Annotated in this window: 16 protein-coding genes; 8 read left to right on the forward strand and 8 right to left on the reverse strand. The window is 71.9% G+C overall.

Going from position 1 to position 19,510, the window contains the following annotated elements:
- The first annotated feature begins 164 nt into the window (after positions 1-164).
- The 3 genes from nth (at position 165) to FGW37_RS17720 (ending at position 3,025) form a co-directional block, all read left to right on the forward strand.
- Positions 165-1,064 (forward strand): endonuclease III, encoded by a 900-nt coding sequence (nth, locus tag FGW37_RS17710; protein ID WP_179081933.1) that lies wholly within the window; start codon positions 165-167, stop codon positions 1,062-1,064.
- Positions 1,061-1,744, forward strand: a complete 684-nt coding sequence (locus tag FGW37_RS17715; protein WP_179081934.1) for an NUDIX hydrolase — start codon at positions 1,061-1,063, stop codon at positions 1,742-1,744. Before nth ends, FGW37_RS17715 begins: the two co-directional genes overlap by 4 nt.
- 81 nt (positions 1,745-1,825) lie before the next feature.
- On the forward strand, positions 1,826-3,025 hold the full coding sequence (locus FGW37_RS17720; protein ID WP_179081935.1) for a MarP family serine protease: 1,200 nt from the start codon (positions 1,826-1,828) through the stop codon (positions 3,023-3,025).
- A 108-nt stretch (positions 3,026-3,133) separates the two neighbouring features.
- Here the strand turns inward: FGW37_RS17720 and FGW37_RS17725 are convergent, their stop codons facing one another.
- The 6 genes from FGW37_RS17725 to FGW37_RS17750 form a co-directional block, all read right to left on the reverse strand.
- Positions 3,134-3,346 carry a hypothetical protein gene (locus FGW37_RS17725; RefSeq protein ID WP_179081936.1) on the reverse strand — a complete coding sequence of 71 codons (213 nt, stop codon included), beginning with the start codon at positions 3,344-3,346 and terminating at the stop codon, positions 3,134-3,136.
- Between the two features lie 183 nt (positions 3,347-3,529).
- Positions 3,530-4,552, reverse strand: coding sequence for an alpha/beta fold hydrolase (locus FGW37_RS17730; protein ID WP_179081937.1), 1,023 nt, complete (start codon positions 4,550-4,552; stop codon positions 3,530-3,532).
- Positions 4,549-5,016 carry a phage holin family protein gene (locus FGW37_RS17735; protein WP_058045547.1) on the reverse strand — a complete coding sequence of 156 codons (468 nt, stop codon included), beginning with the start codon at positions 5,014-5,016 and terminating at the stop codon, positions 4,549-4,551. Before FGW37_RS17735 ends, FGW37_RS17730 begins: the two co-directional genes overlap by 4 nt.
- Positions 5,017-5,082: 66 nt before the next feature.
- A complete protein-coding gene (gene nhaA / locus FGW37_RS17740) occupies positions 5,083-6,480 on the reverse strand; it encodes a Na+/H+ antiporter NhaA (RefSeq protein ID WP_179081938.1) in 1,398 nt (465 codons plus the stop codon).
- Between the two features lie 189 nt (positions 6,481-6,669).
- A complete protein-coding gene (gene acs, locus FGW37_RS17745; RefSeq protein ID WP_425506548.1) occupies positions 6,670-8,712 on the reverse strand; it encodes an acetate--CoA ligase in 2,043 nt (680 codons plus the stop codon).
- A gap of 96 nt (positions 8,713-8,808) precedes the next feature.
- A complete protein-coding gene (locus FGW37_RS17750; protein ID WP_179081940.1) occupies positions 8,809-11,160 on the reverse strand; it encodes a SulP family inorganic anion transporter in 2,352 nt (783 codons plus the stop codon).
- 285 nt (positions 11,161-11,445) lie between these two features.
- Between FGW37_RS17750 and FGW37_RS17755 the strand changes: the two genes are divergently transcribed.
- Complete coding sequence (locus FGW37_RS17755; protein ID WP_179081941.1) at positions 11,446-12,675, forward strand: polysaccharide deacetylase family protein; 1,230 nt, start codon at positions 11,446-11,448, stop codon at positions 12,673-12,675.
- Here FGW37_RS17755 and FGW37_RS17760 read toward each other — a convergent pair.
- Positions 12,656-13,645: an ATP-binding protein gene (locus tag FGW37_RS17760; protein ID WP_179081942.1), complete on the reverse strand. Its 990-nt coding sequence runs from the start codon at positions 13,643-13,645 to the stop codon at positions 12,656-12,658. The two genes, FGW37_RS17755 and FGW37_RS17760, sit on opposite strands and share 20 nt — an antisense overlap.
- Before the next feature lie 101 nt (positions 13,646-13,746).
- Here FGW37_RS17760 and FGW37_RS17765 point away from each other — a divergent pair, with 101 nt between their 5' ends.
- Positions 13,747-14,568 (forward strand): Fic family protein, encoded by an 822-nt coding sequence (locus FGW37_RS17765; RefSeq protein WP_179081943.1) that lies wholly within the window; start codon positions 13,747-13,749, stop codon positions 14,566-14,568.
- A gap of 308 nt (positions 14,569-14,876) precedes the next feature.
- Here the strand turns inward: FGW37_RS17765 and FGW37_RS17770 are convergent, their stop codons facing one another.
- Entirely contained in the window at positions 14,877-15,728 is an 852-nt protein-coding gene (locus tag FGW37_RS17770; protein WP_168096045.1) for an HAD family hydrolase, read from the reverse strand.
- A gap of 453 nt (positions 15,729-16,181) precedes the next feature.
- Between FGW37_RS17770 and ssd the strand changes: the two genes are divergently transcribed.
- Genes ssd through FGW37_RS17785 form a run of 3 tightly spaced genes read left to right on the forward strand, consistent with a single transcriptional unit; the run spans position 16,182 to position 19,383 of the window.
- Positions 16,182-17,294, forward strand: a complete 1,113-nt coding sequence (ssd, locus tag FGW37_RS17775) for a septum site-determining protein Ssd (RefSeq protein ID WP_179081944.1) — start codon at positions 16,182-16,184, stop codon at positions 17,292-17,294.
- Positions 17,291-18,448, forward strand: coding sequence for a TadA family conjugal transfer-associated ATPase (locus tag FGW37_RS17780; protein WP_179081945.1), 1,158 nt, complete (start codon positions 17,291-17,293; stop codon positions 18,446-18,448). Before ssd ends, FGW37_RS17780 begins: the two co-directional genes overlap by 4 nt.
- A 14-nt stretch (positions 18,449-18,462) precedes the next feature.
- Positions 18,463-19,383 (forward strand): type II secretion system F family protein, encoded by a 921-nt coding sequence (locus tag FGW37_RS17785; protein ID WP_179084756.1) that lies wholly within the window; start codon positions 18,463-18,465, stop codon positions 19,381-19,383.
- The last annotated feature ends 127 nt before the right edge of the window (positions 19,384-19,510 follow it).

Consider the following 19,510-nt stretch of genomic DNA (forward strand, 5'->3'; position numbering starts at 1 on the left):
GCATCGTCGCCCGAAGCCCTACGGCAGGGGTCCGATTGGGCTGTGGTTTTCCTGCGTGAGGGCCGGATGTCAGTGGCGGGGCTTAGTCTGGCCGGGTGTCCAATACGCCGGTGAGAGCACAGGGCAAGGGGGCTGGAAGGGTGACTCCGCCTCGTAATTCCGCTGTGGGCGAACGCCCGCCCGCGGGGGCGGCGAAAGTCGCAAGCAAGGACAAAAAGGAAAGCGGAAGGACATCTTCCGCATCTGATGCATCGGCCGCAAAGGCGCCGAAGCCGGTCGCCAAGACTTCGGCGAAGCCGGAATCCCGCACCGCTCTCGTCCGCCGTGCCCGCCGCATCAACCGCGAGCTCGCCGAGGTCTATCCCTACGCCCATCCCGAGCTCGACTTCGAGAATCCCTTCGAGCTCCTGGTCGCCACGGTCCTCTCCGCCCAGACGACGGACCTGCGCGTCAACCAGACCACCCCGGCCCTCTTCGCCGCCTACCCCACGCCGGAGGACATGGCCGCCGCCGACCCCGAGGCGCTGGAGCAGCTCATCCGGCCCACGGGCTTCTTCCGCGCCAAGGCCAAGTCGCTCATCGGCCTGTCCGCCGCCATCCGCGACCGCTTCGGCGGAGAGGTGCCCGGCCGCATAGAGGATCTCGTCAGCCTCCCCGGCGTCGGCCGCAAGACCGCCCACGTCGTCCTCGGCAATGCCTTCGGCAGGCCGGGGATCACCGTGGACACCCACTTCGGGCGGCTCGTGCGGCGCTGGAAGTGGACCGACGCCACCGACCCCGAGAAGGTCGAGGCGGAGATCTGCGCGCTCTTCCCCAAGAGCGAGTGGACCATGCTCTCGCACCGCGTCATCTTCCACGGCCGGCGCATCTGCCACTCCCGCCGGCCGGCCTGCGGTGCCTGCCCGATCGCTCCGCTCTGCCCCTCGTACGGGGAGGGCGAGACGGATCCCGAGAAGGCCAGCAAGCTCCTGAAGTACGAGAAGGGCGGCAAGCCCGGTCAGCGGCTCAAGCCCCCGCCCGACTACCCGGGCCTGCCGGCCCCGCCGCTGGGAGGCGACGCATGACGAGCACGTACGGCCGAGGAGCCACGGTCACCGCCGAGGGGCTGCCCGGGTGGCTGGAGCCGGTGGCGCGCGCCTCGGAGACGATCGAGCCCCATCAGCTCAGCCGCTTCCTGCCGCCGGAGACCGGCGGCCGGCAGTCCGCCGTGCTCGTCCTCTTCGGCGACGGACCCAAGGGCCCGGAGCTGCTCCTCCTGGAGCGGGCCGGGACGCTGCGCTCGCACGCCGGGCAGCCGTCGTTCCCCGGCGGCGCCCTCGACCCGGAGGACGGCGACCCGGCCTCCGGCGGGCTGGTGCGGGCCGCCCTGCGCGAGGCGGAGGAGGAGACCGGGCTCGACCCTTCGGGGGTCCAGATCTTCGGCGTCCTGCCCCAGCTGTACATCCCGGTGAGCGGCTTCGTCGTCACGCCCGTCCTCGGCTGGTGGCGCGAGCCGACCCCGGTCAAGCCGGTCGACAAGGCCGAGACGGCCCGGGTCTTCACCGTCCCGGTGGCCCACCTGACCGATGCGGAGAACAGGGCCACCGCGATACACCCGAGCGGTCATACCGGCCCGGCCTTCCTGGTCGAGGACGCCCTCGTGTGGGGCTTCACCGCAGGCGTGATCGACCGGATCCTGCACTACGCCGGCTGGGAGCGCCCCTGGGACCGCGAACGGCAGGTCCCGCTGGACTGGCGTTCCTGACGGGCATGAGACGGTGATCCCGGCTCCCGCCGTCCCCCGGGCCGGCGACACCGCAGACGACATCATTGCGAGGCATACCCGGTGAACGTGCTGGACATCGTGCTGCTGATCGCCGCCGTGTGGTTCGCCGTCGTCGGCTACCGCCAGGGCTTCGTGGTCGGTGTGCTCTCGGTGATCGGGTTCCTCGGCGGCGGCCTCGTGGCGGTCTATCTGCTGCCCGTCATCTGGGACAGCGCCACCGGCGAGGCCACTCCGGGCACCGCCGCCGCCATAGCAGCCGTCGTCATCGTCATCGTGTGCGCCTCCGTCGGCCAGGCCGCCACCACCCACCTGGGCAACAAGCTCCGCCGCCACATCACCTGGTCCCCGGCCCGCGCCCTGGACGCCACGGGCGGCGCCCTCGTCAACGTCCTCGCGATGCTGCTGGTGGCCTGGCTGATCGGCTCCGCCCTCGCCGGTACCTCCCTGCCGACGCTCGGCAAGGAGGTCCGCAACTCCAAGGTGCTGCTCGGCGTCGCCCGGGTGGTGCCCCCGCAGGCCAACACCTGGTTCGCGGACTTCAGCACAGTCCTCGCGCAGAACGGCTTCCCGCAGGTCTTCGCGCCCTTCTCCACCGAGCCGATCACCAACGTGCCCGCCCCCGACCCCGCGCTCGCGGGCAGCCCCGTCGCCACGGCGGCCCAGCGCAGCATCGTCAAGGTCGTCGGCACCGCGCCCAGCTGCGGCAAGGTCCTGGAGGGCACCGGCTTCGTCTTCGCCCCGCAGCGGGTGATGACCAACGCCCACGTCGTCGGCGGCGTCGACGAGCCGACCGTGCAGGTCGGCGGGCAGGGCCGGCAGTACGAGGCGAAGGTCGTCCTCTACGACTGGAAGCGCGACATCGCCGTGCTGGACGTGCCGGACCTGGAAGCGCCCGAGCTGCGGTTCGCGGAGGCCGACGCGGAGAGCGGCAAGGGCGCCATCGTGGCCGGCTTCCCGGAGAACGGCTCCTACGACGTGCGCGCCGCGCGCGTCCGCAGCCGCGTCCAGGCGAACGGCCCGGACATCTACCGCCGCGGCAACGTCCGCCGCGATGTGTACTCGCTCTACACGATCGTCCGCCAGGGCAACTCCGGCGGGCCCCTGCTCACGCCGGACGGCCGGGTCTACGGGGTCGTCTTCGCCAAGTCCCTCGACGACGCCGAGACCGGCTACGCCCTCACGGCGGACGAGGTGCGCGGCGACGCCACCAGCGGCCGCCGGGCGACCGAGCGGGTCAACACCCAGGGCTGCGCCCTCTGAGGCCCTTCTGAGGGCCCTTCCGGGAGCTTGCCGGGGTCACCCCCGGGATCACGCGCACCAGTCGGGCGCCGACCGCACTGGTCGGGCGCTGACCCACCGGCCGGTGGGTCAGCGGCTGCGCGGGTGATGGCGCAGCCGCGCCGACACCCAGCGGGCGCGGCGGCGGATGATGCGCGGAATGCCGATGCGCGGATCGTGCTCGGCGGACGGCCGGTGCTCACCCCTCCCGGCCCTCTCCGGCAGCTCGCTCATGATCAGCGCGGCGTCGCCCTCGGCGCCCCGCTCCTGAGTCACGTCACGGTAGTCGTGCGTCCAGCCCATACCGTGCTCTGTGCCCGGGCCGAAAGGTCGGTAATCGCCCGGGGGTCCCCCAGTTGGCCTATGCGCCGGGCAATTGGCCGTTCGAAGAACGGACGTTCCTGCCCGCTGTGCGGTGCGAGGGACGTACGGGAAGGGCCCGCCACCTGCCCGGAACCGGCCCCGCCGGGGCCTTCCGGCCGCCCGCTACCGGTCCGGCTCGGGGTCCTTGAGCCAGTTCACGAGCTCCGTCGAGAACGCCGCCGGATCCTCCTCGTGGGGGAAGTGGCCCAAGCCGTCGAACAGCCGCCAGCGGTACGGCGCCTCCACGTACTCCCCGGAGCCCGCGGCGCTGCGCGTACGCATCACCGGATCGAGGGAACCGTGCAGGTGCAGCGTGGGCACCCGTACGGGCCGCTTCATGCGCCGGTTGAACTGGATGCCGTCCGGCCGCGCCATCGACCGCACCATCCAGCGGTAGGGCTCGATCGAGCAGTGCGCCGTCGACGGGATCGTCATCGCCCGCCGGTAGGTGTCCACGGCCTCGTCCTCCGGCTGACGCGGCCCTGACCACTCCCGCACCAGACGCCCCACCAGAGCCGCGTCGTCGGCGACCAGCCGCCGCTCCGGGATCCACGGCCGCTGGAAGCCCCAGATGTGGCTGCCCGCCGAGCTCTGCTTGGGGTCGGCGAGCATCGCCGAGCGCCAGCGGCGCGGGTGCGGCATCGAGGAGACCGCGAGCCTGCGGACCAGCTTGGGCCGCATCACGGCCGCCGTCCACGCCAGGTAGCCGCCGAGGTCGTGGCCGACCAGCGCGGCGTCCGGCTCGCCCAGGGAGCGGATCACGCCCGTGATGTCGAGGGCGAGGTTGGCCGGGTCGTAGCCCCGAGGCGTACGGTCGCTGCCGCCCACCCCGCGCAGGTCCATGGCCACGGCCCGGAACCCCGCGTCGGCGAGCGCGGGCAGCTGGTGCCGCCACGTCCACCAGAACTGCGGGAAGCCGTGCAGCAGCAGGACCAGCGGTCCGTCGCCCATCTCGGCGATGTGGAACCGTGCGCCGTTCGCCGCGACGTCCCGGTGGGCCCAGGGCCCCTCGGGCCGTACGACCGATGTGGCGGAACCCCCCGGGACGCCCGTCGGAGCCGGCCCCGGCCGGGCCGGGCCCGCCGGGGCGGCCGGGGAAGCAGGGTCGGACGACGCGGTCGCTGCGGGGGTTTCGGGCACCGTCATACGGTCGAGCGTGTCACAGATGCGTCGGCGGGGCTCGTGTCGGTGAGCGGACGCGGGTGCGGCTTGACGGTGCCCAGCACCGCGGCCGTCTGCTTCGCCGAGGCGATGCTCTTCTCGGGCTTGCTCACCTTCTTGAACTTGGCCACCGCCAGCAGTCCCAGCAGCGCCGCGATCAGCAGGAACGCACCGCCGACGATCAGGAACGACCAGGCGAGCCCGAGGCCGAGGTTGTGGATGCCGTAGGCGGCCGCGAAGCTGAGCACGGGCAGCGAGAAGAGCGCGAGCGTCCCGGCCGCGCCGATCGCGCCACCGCCGATGCCGACCCGCTTGACGTCCTGCCGCAGCTCGGCCTTGGCCAGTGCGATCTCGTCGTGCACCAGCGCGGACAGCTCGGTGGTGGCCGTAGCCACCAGCTGGCCGAGAGTGCGGTTCGCACCGTTCGCACCGTCGTCGGCTGCGCTCATCGGCTGCTCCCTCATCTTCGTCGCCACGTCATCCGCGGGCTTTCGGCGGATGTAAAGACTCTCAGATCATGCCGGACCATCGTCACGGGTGGTGTGCCCGGAGGCGACTTCGGCCAGCCTGCGGTGCTCGGCGGCCTTCGCCTCCAGGATCGCCGCCATCCGCAGGTGGTAGGCCGGGTTGCCCTGCTCGTAGATGTCGGGGATGCCGTCCTGGTCGTCGTCGCGCTCCTCGTCCGCGCACAGTTTCTTGTACTTGTTGTCGCGCAGCTTGAGCAGGACGCTCGCCACGACCGCGGCGATCAGCGACCCGACGAGCACGGCCGCCTTGACCTCGTCGGCCAGGACCGGGTCCGTGCCGAAGGCCAGCTCACCGATCAGCAGCGAGACCGTGAAGCCGATGCCCGCGAGCGAGGCGACGGCCAGCACGTCGGGCCACCGCAGGTCCGGGTTGAGCTCGGCCCGGGTGAACCGGGCCGCGAGCCACGTCCCGCCGAACACGCCGACCGCCTTGCCGACCACCAGACCGAGGACGACACCCAGCGTCTCGGGCTTGGTGAAGACGTCCGACAGTGCGCCGCCGGAGACCACCACGCCCGCCGAGAACAGGGCGAAGAGCGGCACCGCCAGCCCCGCCGAGAGCGGGCGCACGACGTGCTCGATGTGCTCGCCGGGGGAGTGCCGCTCGCCCTCGTGGCGGTGGCAGCGCAGCATCAGGCCCATGGCCACGCCCGCGATGGTCGCGTGGACGCCGCTGTTGTACATCAGGGCCCAGTTGACGACCGCCAGCGGCACGTAGACGTACCAGCCGCGGACGCCCTTGCGCAGCAGGAGCCAGAAGACGACCAGGCCCAGCACGGCGAAGCCGAGGGCAGTGAAGTTCAGGCCCGAGGTGAAGAAGACCGCGATGATCAGGATCGCGAACAGGTCGTCGACGACGGCGAGGGTGAGCAGGAACGCGCGCAGCGCCGAGGGCAGCGCCGTGCCGATGACGGCCAGGACGGCCAGGGCGAAGGCGATGTCGGTGGCGGTGGGTACCGCCCAGCCGGCCGTGGAACCGTTTCCGCTGGTGGCGACCGTGAGATAGACGATCGCGGGCATGGCCATGCCGCAGATCGCGGCGACGACGGGCAGCACCGCGGCCTTGGGGTCGCGCAGCTCGCCGGCCACCAGCTCGCGCTTGAGCTCGATGCCTGCCACGAAGAAGAAGACGGCGAGCAGGCCGTCGGCCGCCCAGTGCTGGACGGAGAGGTTCAGCCCCAGCGAACCCGGCCCGAAGTGGAAGTCGCGCACGGTCTCGTAGCTGTCGCGCAGCGGGGTGTTCGCCCAGATCAGTGCGGCGACGGCGGCGACGAGCAGCAGCACGCCGCCCACGGTCTCGGTACGCAGGGCATCGGCGAGGAAGTTCCGCTCGGGCAGCGGCAACCGGCCGAGGAATACGGAACGGCGGTTCTTGGGCGCGGCCACGGCGGGGGACCTCCAGGGTCGTCGGGTACACGTGTGCTGTGTGCCGACCAGACTTCCCGGCGCGCCTCTGATTCTTGTCGCATTTTTTACGCGACCACCCCTTACCTTAACCGGAACGAGTGACTCGACACGAGCGAAAGGGCGCCCGGCCGCTGCCGGGCGCCCTTTTCGGGGATCGCTGCTCTTCGGTCAGTCCTCGCTGGACGCGGCGGGGAGCTGGGACTGGATGAGGTCCATGACCGAGGAGTCGGTCAGGGTGGTGACGTCGCCCAGGGTGCGGTTCTCCGCGACGTCGCGCAGGAGCCGGCGCATGATCTTGCCCGAGCGGGTCTTGGGCAGCTCGGCGACCGGGAGGATCCGCTTGGGCTTGGCGATCGGGCCGAGCTGCTTGGCGACGTGCGCCCGCAGCTCCTCGACCAGTCCTTCCTCCTGGGCGTCGGCGTCGCCGCGCAGGATGACGAAGGCGCAGATCGCCTGGGTGGTCTGCGGGTCGGTCGCGCCGACGACCGCCGCCTCGGCGACCTTCGGGTGCGAGACGAGGGCCGACTCGACCTCGGTGGTGGAGATGTTGTGGCCGGAGACGAGCATGACGTCGTCCACGCGGCCGAGCAGCCAGATGTCGCCGTCGTCGTCCTTCTTGGCGCCGTCGCCCGCGAAGTACTTGCCTTCGAAGCGGGACCAGTAGGTGTCGAGGTAGCGCTGGTCGTCGCCCCAGATGGTGCGGAGCATCGAGGGCCACGGCTCGGTGAGGACGAGGTAGCCGCCGTGGCCGTCGGGCACCTCGCGGGCCTCGTCGTCCACGACCGTGGCGGCGATGCCGGGGAGCGGGACCTGTGCCGAGCCCGGCTTGGTCTCGGTGACGCCGGGCAGCGGGCTGATCATGATGCTGCCGGTCTCCGTCTGCCACCAGGTGTCGACCACCGGGGTGCGGTCGGCGCCGATGTGCTTGCGGTACCAGACCCAGGCCTCGGGGTTGATGGGTTCGCCGACCGAGCCGAGGATGCGCAGGCTGGACAGGTCGAACTTGGCCGGGATGTCGTCGCCCCACTTCATGGCGGCACGGATCGCGGTCGGTGCGGTGTAGAGGATCGTGACGCCGTACTTCTGGACGATCTCCCACCAGCGGCCCTGGTGCGGGCTGTCGGGCGTGCCCTCGTAGAGCACTTCGGTGGCGCCGTTGCTGAGGGGGCCGTAGACGATGTACGAGTGGCCGGTGACCCAGCCGACGTCGGCGGTGCACCAGAAGACGTCCGACTCGGGCTTGAGGTCGAAGACGGCGTGGTGGGTGTACGACGCCTGGGTGAGATAGCCGCCGGTGGTGTGCAGGATGCCCTTCGGCTTCCCCGTGGTGCCCGAGGTGTAGAGGATGAAGAGCGGGTGCTCGGCGTCGAACGCCTGCGGCGTGTGCTGCTCGGGCTGGCGGTCGATGAGGTCGTGCCACCACACGTCACGGCCCTCGGTCCAGCCGATGCCTTCCTGGCCGGTGCGCCGGACGACGAGGACGCTGCGGACGTTCTCCGTGCCGGGGCGGGTGAGGGCCTCGTCCACGGCGGGCTTCAGGGCGGAGGGCTTGCCGCGGCGGTAGCCGCCGTCGGCGGTGATGACGACGCGGGCGTCGGCGTCGTTGATGCGCGTGGCGAGGGCGTCGGCGGAGAAGCCGCCGAAGACCAGCGAGTGCGGGGCGCCGATGCGGGCGCAGGCGAGCATCGAGACGACGGCCTCGGGGATCATCGGCAGGTAGATGGCGACCCGGTCGCCTGCCTTGACGCCCAGCTCGGTGAGGGCGTGGGCGGCCTTGGAGACCTCGCGCTGGAGGTCGGCGTAGGTGATGGTGCGGGTGTCGCCGGGCTCGCCCTCGAAGTGCAGCGCGACGCGGTCGCCCAGGCCGTTCTCCACGTGGCGGTCGACGCAGTTGTACGCGACGTTGAGCTTGCCGTCGGCGAACCACTTGGCGAACGGGGGATTCGACCAGTCGAGGGTCTCGGTCGGCTCGGTCTCCCAGCTCAGGCGGCGGGCCTGCGCGGCCCAGAAGCCCAGCCGGTCAGCCTTCGCCTGCTCGTACGCCTCCGCGGTGACGTTGGCGCTCGCGGCCAGGGCGGCAGGCGGTGCGAAGCGGCGCTCCTCCTTCAAGAGGTTGGCCAGGCTCTCGTTGCTCACAACATCTCCCTTTCCCAGGGTGCCCGTTGGGTGACCGTGCTGTGCCCGGTGGGTGCCCGTAGTGTCCCGGGGCATAGCTCACCAGCCCGGGGCACACCCTGACAAGGGCTGTTGATAAAAATTGGTTTAGACCTGTAGAAAGCCTGGTGATCGGCCTGGACGGCGCAGGGGTCAGACAGCGTCGAGGACCTCGGGGCGTACGGCCGTGAAGGTGCGCGAGGGCGGGTCCAGCACATAGGCCTGGGCCTCGCCCACGTGGAAGTACATGCCCTGGAGCTGGAGCGACCCCTCGGCCACCCGGCGAGCGACGCAGTCGTGGGCCATCAGGTGGTCGAGCTGCTGCATCACGTTGACGAGTGCGAGCCGTTCGAGGGCGTCCGCCACGGGACGGTCCGCCATCGCCACCTCGCCGCGGCCGAGCCGCCCGATCCGCTGCATTCTGGCCAGGCTCGGACGGCCGTGCCGCAGCCAGCGCACGAGCGGCGTCTGCGGATCGGCAGGGGCCTTGCCGCCGTATGCCATGCCGTCGCCACCGCGGCCCGTGGCACTCCGGCCCGTGGTGCTCTGGACGGCCGAGTCGAGCAGCGCCTGCATCGCGCCGCACCCCGAGTGCCCGCACACGGTGATGCTGCCGACCTTCAGCACCTCGACCGCGTACTCCACTGCGGCGCCGACGGAGTCGCAGGAGCCGTCCGTGGCGGGCGGCGGGATCAGATTGCCCACGTTGCGCACGGTGAAGAGGTCGCCCGGCCCACTGGAGGTGATCATGCTGGTGACCAGCCGGGAGTCGGCGCAGGTGAGGAAGAGCTGCGTCGGGCACTGGCCCTCGCGGGCGAGCCGTGCCAGCTCGTCCCGTACGAGCGGGGCGGTGTTGCGCTGGAATGCGCTCACGCCGCCCAGAAGTTGCTGCCCGCCCCCCGGTGCGTGGGCATTCGCCGGGGCTGACGGCCGGGTGCAGTGGTGATTGCGCCAGGGCGTCCAGGGGCGGCACGCGTGCGTGCTGACCGGTTCGGCGATCGGCCGTCCGCCGCGGCCCCTGAGCGTGACCCATCCGCCCCGCGCGCGGTGGGCATTGGTCCACGACTGCAGGGTGTCGTAGGCGGTGTGGTCCATGAAGGAGCCGCCCAGCTCGACGATCACCACGGCTCCCGCCGGGATCTGAGCGAGCGCGCGGCTCAGCCGCGGAACCGCCAGAAACGTCAGCTGGCTGCTGACGCGGACCAAATGGGCGGCGCCGTCCTGCTCCACGGTGATGCGCGTGTAGGCGAGCCGCCGCAGGGAGAGGAACGCCGTGACCACGATGCCGACGGCGACTCCCTGCAGGACGCCGAACAGCACCACGGCCCCGAGCGTGGACGCGTACATGGGGAACTCGCGGTGCCGCTGTACGTGCTTGATGTGCGCGAAGCTCACCATCTTCACTCCCACCACCATCACCAGAGCGGCCAGGGCCGCCAGCGGGATCAGCTCCAGGACCGTCGTGAGCAGGCCGGCGCAGAGCAGCACCCACAGCCCGTGCAGCACGGTGGACTTGCGGGAGGCGGCACCCGCCTCCACATTCGCCGAGCCGCGGATCGCGCCGCCGGCGATCGGCAGGCCGCCCAGGAGCCCGGAGACGACATTGGCGGCGCCCTGGCCCGCGAGCTCGCGGTCGAGGTCGGCCGGGCCGTCCTGCATGCCTGCGCGTTCGGCACGCAGCCGTTCCACGGCCACGGCGGACAGCAGGGATTCCATGCTCGCCACGAGCGTCACCGTCAGCACGGCCGCGAAGATGCCCAGCACCGGCCCGTCCGGCAGGGCGGGCAGCGCCTGCAACCGCCATTCGGGAAGGGAGACGCGGGGCACGGGCATGCCGGTGCTCACTCCGGTGGCGGCGGCCACGGCGGCGAGGGGCGCGGGGACCGTGCGCAGCCAGTGCCCGCCTCGGCCGGGCAGCCGGGGCCAGGCCACCAGCACGGCCGCGGTGACGGCTCCGACCAGCAGGGCCGACGGGTGCGGATGGCTCAGCTCCGAGGGGAGCGCGGCAAGATTCTCCAGCGCGGAACTGTTCGGCGTATCGCCCAGGACGACGTGGAGCTGGCTGAGCGCGATCGTCACACCGATGCCCGCGAGCACGCCGTGCACGATCGCCGGGCTGACGGCCAGTGCGCCGCGCGCCACCCGGGCGGCGCCGAGGGCGAATTGCGTCAGACCCGCGAGGGCCGTGATCGCGCAGGTGGCCCGCCAGCCGTACTGGCCGACCAGCTCGGCGGTCACCACGACCAGGCCTGTTGCGGCACCGCTGACCTGGAGCGGCGCGCCCCCCAGCACGCCCGCCACGATCCCGCCGACCGCCGCCGCCACCAGCCCGGCCTGGAGCGGGGCTCCAGTGGCCAGCGCAATGCCCAGGGAGAGCGGGACGGCGATGAGGAAGATGACGAGGGAAGCGGAGATATCCCGGCGCCAGGTGGACTGGTCGGGGGCTTGCGGGCCGCTGCCGTCGGCTGCCGGCGGACGGTGTGTCGATGGGGGCTGAGGCTGCATGGTCGTTCCCGTCTTCGTCGGGCGGCGCGAATGCGGTGAAGACGCGGCCGTGGACACGGCGCGCAGCGGCGGGAGCGGCTGCGGTGGCGGGCGTTAACTCAACTCTCGGTAAACGAATCGTAATGGAGAGTAAAGAGATGAGGAAAGGATGACGGGTCGAATAAAGGCGCGGTTCCGTCTATCGAGTGAATTCCTCCTTTCATCTGCTTGTCATTCCCGCGTGTTGGCTCCCCACGTGCGACGTTGAAGCGCCGAGTCGGGCAGCAGCGAAGGCAGAGGTGGCTGATGGCCGCTGGATGGAAAGTGGCGCTGGGCGCCCTCACGGCCCTCGCCCTGGCGACGGGTTCGGCCGGCTGCTCGGGCGATGCGGAGCCCGGGGAGCTGCGCGGCTCAGTGGACCCGGAGGCCGCCCGGCGGCCCGTCCGCCTCATCGGTGACGGCTCCACCGCGGACACGGGCCCCCAGCCCGGCCAGCCCGCCCCCGACCGTCTGCAGCCCGGTCACCGGCCGCCGCAGTTCGTCGTCTTCTCCTGGGACGGTGCGGGCGAGGACGGGCAGCACCTGTTCTCGCACTTCCGCCGGGTCGGCCAGAAGTACCACGCCACGATGACGTACTTCCTCAGCGGCGTGTACATGCTTCCCACCGGGAAGCGGCGGGTCTACAAACCGCCCAGACACCGCGCCGGAGCCTCGGACATCGGCTTCAACACCGTCAAGGGCGTCAAGGACACCGTCGAGCAGCTCCGCGGCGCATGGCTGGACGGCAACGAGATCGGCACGCACTTCAACGGGCACTTCTGCGGGCCCGACCGGGGCGTCGGCACCTGGTCGCCCAAGGAGTGGGGGAGCGAGATCCGGCAGGCGCGCTCCCTCGTCCGGCGCTGGAAGACCAACGCGGCGCTGAAGGAGGAGGATCCGCTGCCCTTCGACTACACCAAGGAGCTCGTCGGCGGCCGCGCCCCGTGCCTCGAAGGCCAGCGCAACCTCGTCAAGGCCGCCAGGACCATGGGCTTCCGCTACGACGCGAGCTCCGTGGGCGGGCGTCAGGTCTGGCCGCACAAGATCGAGGGTCTCTGGGACTTCCCGCTGCAGGACATCCCGGTCCCCGGACGGGGCTTCGAGACCCTCTCGATGGACTACAACTTCCTTGCCAACCAGTCCGGGACGACCCGCGGTGACCGCTCCCTGCACCGCGCCTGGGGCAAGCAGATGCGCGACGGCCTGCTCGCGGGCTTCCGCCGCGCCTACCGTGGCAACAGGGCGCCGTTCTTCGTCGGCGACCACTTCGAGTCCTGGAACGGCGGCACCTATATGAGGGCGGTCGAGAGCACCATCAAAACCGTCTGCACGAAAGAGGAGGTGCGCTGCGTGTCCTTCAAGCAACTGGCCGACTGGCTCGATGCGCAGGACAGCAGGCTCCTCACGGAACTGCGCAGACTCGACGTGGGCAAGGCGCCCAAGGGCGGCTGGGAGCGTTTCCCGGCCGCCCAGCGGGTCAGGCGGGCTGCGGGCTAGGCGCCCAGCGCTCGTCCAGGACGAAGGCGGGGTCGACCTGAGCCGCCAGGTCGGCGCCCGTCTTCGCGTTGCCCCAGCTCTCCGCGTTCTTCAGGTGGAAGTGCACCATCTGGCGGGTGTAGCGCTGCCAGTCCCGCAGTTCGTACGAGCCGTCCGCCGTCTCGCGCAGGGCTCGCAGCGCCTGGTGGTTGTGCTCTTCGAGCAGGCCGAAGCGGGGCGGCCGGCCCTTCTCCATCGCCCGCACCCAGTCGGAGTGGCCGAAGGTCACCAGCAGGTCCTCGCCCACTTCCTCGCGCAGGAAGTCGACGTCGTCCGGGCCCTGCACCTTGTTGCCCACGACCTTCAGGCAGACGCCGAAGTCGCGCGCGTACTCCTTGTACTGCCGGTAGACGGACACGCCCTTGCGAGTGGGCTCGGCGACCAGGAACGTCATATCGAAGCGGGTGAACATGCCCGAGGCGAAGGAGTCGCTTCCGGCCGTCATGTCGACCACCACGTACTCGCCGGGGCCGTCCACCAGGTGGTTGAGACAGAGCTCGACGGCGCCGACCTTGGAGTGGTAGCAGGCGACCCCGAGGTCGGATTCGGTGAAGGGCCCCGTCACCATCAGCCGCACGGCGCCGCCGTCGAGCTCTACGGGCCGGGCGCACGCGTCGTAGACCGGGTTGTCCTCGCCAATACGCAGCAGGCGCGAGCCCTCGCCGGGAGGGGTCGTCTTGATCATGGTCTCGGCAGAGGTGATGCGCGGATTGCTGCCGCGCAGGTAGTTCTTGATCAGGGGCAGCTGAGCACCCATCGCGGGCAGTGCGGAGGTCTCCTCCTCGTCCAGCCCGAGCGCCGCGCCGAGGTGCTGGTTGATGTCGGCGTCCACCGCGACGACAGGGGCGCGGTCAGCGGCGAGGTGGCGGATGAACAGCGAGGACAGCGTGGTCTTGCCGCTGCCGCCCTTCCCTACGAAAGCGATCTTCATGTTCACCAAGCGTAGGTGTGAGGGTGCACGGAGTGAGAGCTGCGCGTGAAGAAGACCACTCGTTCGAGGGGTGTAGACCCGAAGTGCGTACTGTCTTACGCATGAGTACGACTGCCGATCCGCTCGCTGCCCTGGCCTCGCTCCCCGGAGTGGCCGACTCCGTGGACTCCGTGCGCAAAGCCGTGGACCGCGTCTACGGGCACCGGGTGATGCGCCGCCGCAGCAACGAGATCACCTCCGAGGCCGCGCTCCGCGGCGCACGCGGCTCGGCCGCGCTGTCCGGCGCCGACTGGGCGCTCGAAGAGGTGCGCCGCCGCACCGATTTCGGCGTCGAGGGCGAGGCGCGGACCGTGGGCGCGTCCCTCCGGCTGACCGCCGAGGCCGGGCAGCTGCTGAGCGTGTGGCGGCAGTCCCCGCTGCGGGTGCTGGCCAGGCTGCACCTGGTGGCCGCGGGCGGCACACGACCGGACGAGACGGTGGGCCGGCCCCGGCTGGCCGGTGAACCGGTCGAGGAGCCGCTGGTCCGGCTGGCGGTGCCCAGCGCGTCGGAGGTGGCCGGGCGGCTCGAGGGCCTGGCGGGGCTGCTCCTCGCGGGGACCGAGGCGCCCGCGCTGGTGACGGCGGCAGTAGTGCACGGCGAACTGCTCGCCCTGCGCCCCTTCGGCTCGTGCAACGGGCTCGTGGCCCGGGCGGCCGAGCGGATCGTGCTGGTGGGCAGTGGCCTCGACCCCAAGTCGATCTGCCCGGCCGAGGTGGGCCACGCCGAACTCGGTGCGGAGGCCTATATGGCGGCGCTCGACGGCTATGCCTCCGGGACGCCGGAGGGCGTCGGAGCCTGGATCGCGCACTGCGGCCGCGCGGTCGAGCTCGGCGTACGGGAGAGCACGGCGGTGTGCGAGGCGCTTCAGCGCGGGGCCGCCTGAGCGGCGGAAGGCGCCGGACAGGGTTGCGGCGGTACCGGTCAATTCCGGTACCGCCGCTGGCATGTTCGCCGGGTTACCATGCGTGCACGATATTTGCCCATCAGGCCGGGGACTTCGCCCGTCACCTGGTGCGGCTGGCCCGTAATCGACGGGTCGGCGTCGCGTGGGTGCCCGACGTTCATGCATCGGTCCGTGGGGCCGTGGTGCGTGAAGGGCGTCCTCCCGGATGTCCCTGGTCTCGCGGGCCGTTAAGTCCTTTCTACTCCTGTCGCTGTCGAAGTGGAAGGCGGAGCCGCAGATCTTTGTATTTAATGCTGAATCCGGGCAATGCGGACGGCTGGTTCGCGACGCCTGCCGGCCAGCCAGACGAGGCCCGCCGTAGCTGCGGCGGCGCCGACTGCCGCCGCGGCCACGAGGGCGGGCCGCGAGGGCATCGACAGCGCGGGCACCCGCTGCTTGAGTCGCACCGGGCGGTTGAAGGTGAGAACCGGCCAGTCGCGGGCCGCGGCCTCGCGGCGCAGCGCCCGGTCGGGGTTGACCGCGTGAGGGTGGCCGACGGTCTCGAGCATGGGAATGTCGGTGATCGAGTCGCTGTAGGCGTAGCAGCGGGACAGGTCGTATCCCTCGGATTCGGCGAGCTCCTTGACGGCCTCGGCCTTGGTGGGGCCGTAGGCGTAGTACTCCACTTCGCCGGTGAAGGCGCCGTTCTCGACGACCATGCGGGTGGCGACCACGCGGTCGGCGCCCAGGAGTTCACCGATGGGCTCGACGACCTCGGCGCCCGACGTGCTGACAATCACCACGTCGCGCCCGGCGGTGTGGTGTGCTTCGATGAGGGAGGCGGCTTCGTCGTAAATGATCGGGTCGATGAGTTCGTGCAGGGTCTCGGCGACGATCTCGCGGACCTGCTGGACATTCCAGCCCCTGCAGAGCGCGGAGAGATACTCGCGCATCCGCTCCATCTGATCGTGGTCGGCTCCGCCGGCGAGGAAGACGAACTGCGCGTACGCGGTGCGCAGAACGGCACGCCGGTTGATCAAGCCACCTTGGTAGAACGACTTGCTGAAGGTGAGCGTGCTCGACTTCGCAATGACCGTCTTGTCCAGATCAAAGAACGCGGCTGTCCGGGGCAACGAGTGGTTTTCCACGGTGCCGAGCATAGGCGCCCTCCATTCGGCGTAAGCTGAGGCGTGTGGGTTTGCCTGAGAAGGCTCTCGGGTACACCATGGAAGTCACGGATCGTTCGCGACCGTGTCTAACCCGGTCCGACTCCTCCCCCCCCGAGTCGGCCGTGGGGACGACCCCCGCTCTCCCCCCCGGCGGGGGTCGTCGCATGTCCGGATGCTTTTTACAGAGCCCCACCCGGCATTCCTCCCTCCCGCGCCGCCCGCTCGGCAGCCGCCTCCCCACCTTCATACACGCTACGCAGCGTAATCGGCGGGCTGCTCTCCGGAAGTCACCGGTATAGGTGACCGGGATATTCACAGCGGTTGAGTTGTCCACAGCTTTTGACCAAGATCCACATTATTTTCCAGTTCCCTGCACGGTGATTCCCCGCGCTCTTCCGCGATGTCCGCGGATGCGAGAGCGCGCAGTGAGACGGGGAGGACGCCGTGGCCGGATCCAGCGCATCCGATTGGCCGCCCGCCGCCGGCAGGAGGCGGCGCGGCCCACTGATCATCGCCGAGGACGAAGAGCTGCTCGATGACCTGCTGCGCCTGTGCGCGGCGGCCGGAGCAGTGCCCGAAGTGGCGCACGGGGCGCCGGCACGCCGAGGCGCGGGGCAGGATCCGCCGCTGATCCTGGTCGGCGAGGACTGCGCCCGCCGGCTGCGCGGGTCCCGCCTCGCGGCCCGCGGGGAGGCGGTGCTGCTCGTCGGCCGGGACCGCGGCGACGCCGGGGTGTGGCGGCTGGCCATGGAGATCGGTGCCCGGGATGTGGCGCTGCTGCCGGGCTGCGAGGGCCGGCTCGTGGAGCGGATCGCCGATGCCGTCGAAGGGGCCGGGCGACCCGCCCTCACCGTGGGGGTGATCGGCGGGCGGGGCGGCGCGGGGGCGAGCACGCTCGCGTGCGCGCTCGCCGTCGGTGCGGCCGGCGCCGGGCGTCGCACCATGCTCATCGACGGTGACCCATTGGGCGGCGGCCTCGACGTTCTGCTCGGGGGCGAGAGAGCCGAAGGGCTGCGCTGGCCCGCCTTCGCCGACTCCCGGGGCCGGGTGGCGTGTCACGCGCTGGAGGAGGCCCTGCCCGAGCTCCACTCGCTGCGCCTGCTCAGCTGGGACCGGAGCCCGTGTACGGCCGTGCCGCCCGATGCGATGAAGGCCGTGCTGGCCGCCGCGCGCCGCCGGGGCGGCGCGGTCGTCGTCGATCTGCCGCGCAGGCTGGACGAAGCGGCCCTCGAAGCCCTCGGGCAGCTGGATGCGGGCTTGTTGGTGGTGCCTGCCGAGCTGCGGGCTGTGGCCGCGGCGCATCGCGTCGCCGCTACCGTCGGCGCCGTCCTCGGTGACCTGCGGGTGGTCGTCCGCGGCCCGCGCGCCTCCGGGCTCGACGGAGAGGAGATCGCCCGCCTCCTCGGCCTGCCCCTCGCAGGCGACCTCTCCCCGGAGACGGGCCTGCAGGCTGCGCTCGCGGCGGGCAGACCGCCGGGCGGCGAGCGCGGCCCGCTGGCCCGGTTCTGCACCGACTTCTGGGCCTGCTTCGAGGCCACCCAGGGGGCGTCGGCATGAGCACCGGACTGCTGGACGCCGTGCGGCTGCGGCTGGCCGAAAGCGGCGCCGACCCCACGCCCGCCAGGGTCGCCGAGGCCTTGCGCCAAGAGGGGCGGCTGCTGGGGGACGCCGAGATCCTCGGTGTCGCGGCCCGGCTGCGCTCCGAACTGATCGGCGCCGGCCCGCTGGAGCGGCTGCTCGCCGAGCCGGACGTCACCGACGTCCTGGTCACGGCGCCCGACGAGGTCTGGGTCGACCGCGGCGCCGGCCTGGAGCGCACGGACGTGACCTTCCCTGATGCGGTGGCAGTGCGCAGGCTCGCCCAGCGGCTCGCCGCGATCGCGGGCCGTCGGCTGGACGATGCCCGGCCCTGGGTCGACGCGCGGCTCCCCGACGGGACCCGGCTGCATGCGGTGCTGCCGCCGATCGCCGTCGGCTCAACCTGCCTGTCGTTGCGTGTCGTCAGGCCCCGCGCCTTCACCCTGGCGGACCTGACGGCCGCCGGGACCGTGCCACCGGGCGGGGACCGGCTGCTGCGGGCGGTGCTGGAGGCGCGGCTGTCGTTCATCGTGAGCGGCGGAACGGGCTCCGGCAAGACGACGTTGCTGACCACCTTGCTGGGACTGGTGGCGGCGGACGAGCGGATCGTCCTCGCAGAGGACTCCGCCGAACTGCGCCCGGATCACCCGCACGTCGTCCGGCTGGAGACCCGTCCGGCGAACCAGGAGGGCATGGGTCTGGTCACGTTGCGGGATCTGGTGAGGCAGGCCCTGCGGATGAGGCCGGACCGGCTGGTGGTGGGCGAGGTCCGCGGACCGGAGGTCACGGACCTGCTGGCCGCGCTCAATACGGGCCATGAGGGCGGCTGCGGCACGGTGCATGCGAACGCCGCGGCGGACGTGCCCGCCCGGCTGGAGGCGCTCGGCTCCGCCGCCGGGCTCGACCGTGCCGCGCTGCACAGCCAATTGGCGGCCGGGCTGTCGCTCGTGATCCACCTGGTGCGGGAGCGTAGCGGCCGTCGGCGCGTCGCCGAGGTGCATGTGCTCGAGCGGGACGCTGCCGGGTTCGTCACCACGGTGCCCGCCGCCGTATGGGGGCCCACCGGCTTTCAGGAGGCGCGAGGCCGGGCCCGGCTGGTGGAGCTGTGCGAGCGGGGCGGAGTGACGCCGTGACGGCCGCCGGGACGATGCCGCCGGCCGCGCTCGCGGGTGTCGCCGCACTGGGTGCCCTGTTTATGGCCTGGCCGCCGGGCGGCTCCGGGAGGGAGCTGCGGCGCGCCCGGCTGATGTTCGCAGGCGGTGGGTCGCTCGTACCCCCTGCACCCTGGCCGCCCGTTCTGGTGGGCGAGTGGGGGGCTTGCGTGCGGCGCTGGGTGCGGGCCCGGAGGGAGCTGGCGTGCCTCCCGCTCGGTGGTGCCGTGGCTCTGCTGGGCGGGTCGGTGCTGCCGCTGCTGGCGGCGCTGGTGGCCGTGCCGCTCGTGCGCAGGTGGCTGGCCGCCCGCGGGGAGCAGCGCGAGAGGGAGCGGCGGGAAGCGGCCGTGATCGAGCTCTGCGGGACCGTCGCGGGCGAACTGCGAGCCGGCCGGCAGCCCGGCCAGGCGCTGGCCGGTGTGCCCGCGGGGGACTTGGGGCCGCAATGGACGGCGGTCTCGGCGGCGGCGAGGTTCGGCGGGGACGTTCCGGAGGCCTTGAGGGCCGTGGCCGCCCGCCCAGGCGCCGAGGGGCTGCACGGTGTGGCCGCCTGCTGGCGCGTCGCCGTCGACGGTGGTGCCGGGCTCGCCGCCGGGCTCGAGCGGGTCTCGGCGGCCCTGAGCGCCGAGCGTGACCAAAGGGAGGAGCTGCGGTCGCAGTTGGCGGGCGCGCGGTCCACCGCGGTGATGCTGGCCCTGCTGCCCGTGCTCGCCCTGCTGATGGGCAGTGCGCTGGGCGCGGCGCCGCTGAGAGTGCTGCTGCACACCCCGGCCGGGCTGGGCTGTCTGCTCCTCGGCGGGCTCCTGGAGGCCGCCGGCATCGCCTGGACCGGGCGGATCGTACGGGCGGCGGCGGGGGAGCGCGGAAGGGCCGGTGGGCCCGGCGCGCCCGGCCCGGCGGAAGGGAAGGCGCCGTGAGGGAAAATGTTATCCACAGCCTGTGGATGATGATTCTCCCGGGAATCGCCTCCCTTGGCGCAGTGGTGGTGGCGGTCCGCGTGCGCAGGAGGCGGACGGTACGCCGCCGGATCGCCGGACTGTTCGG

The organism is Streptomyces rectiverticillatus, assembly GCF_013394065.1.
Classification (GTDB): domain Bacteria; phylum Actinomycetota; class Actinomycetes; order Streptomycetales; family Streptomycetaceae; genus Streptomyces; species Streptomyces rectiverticillatus.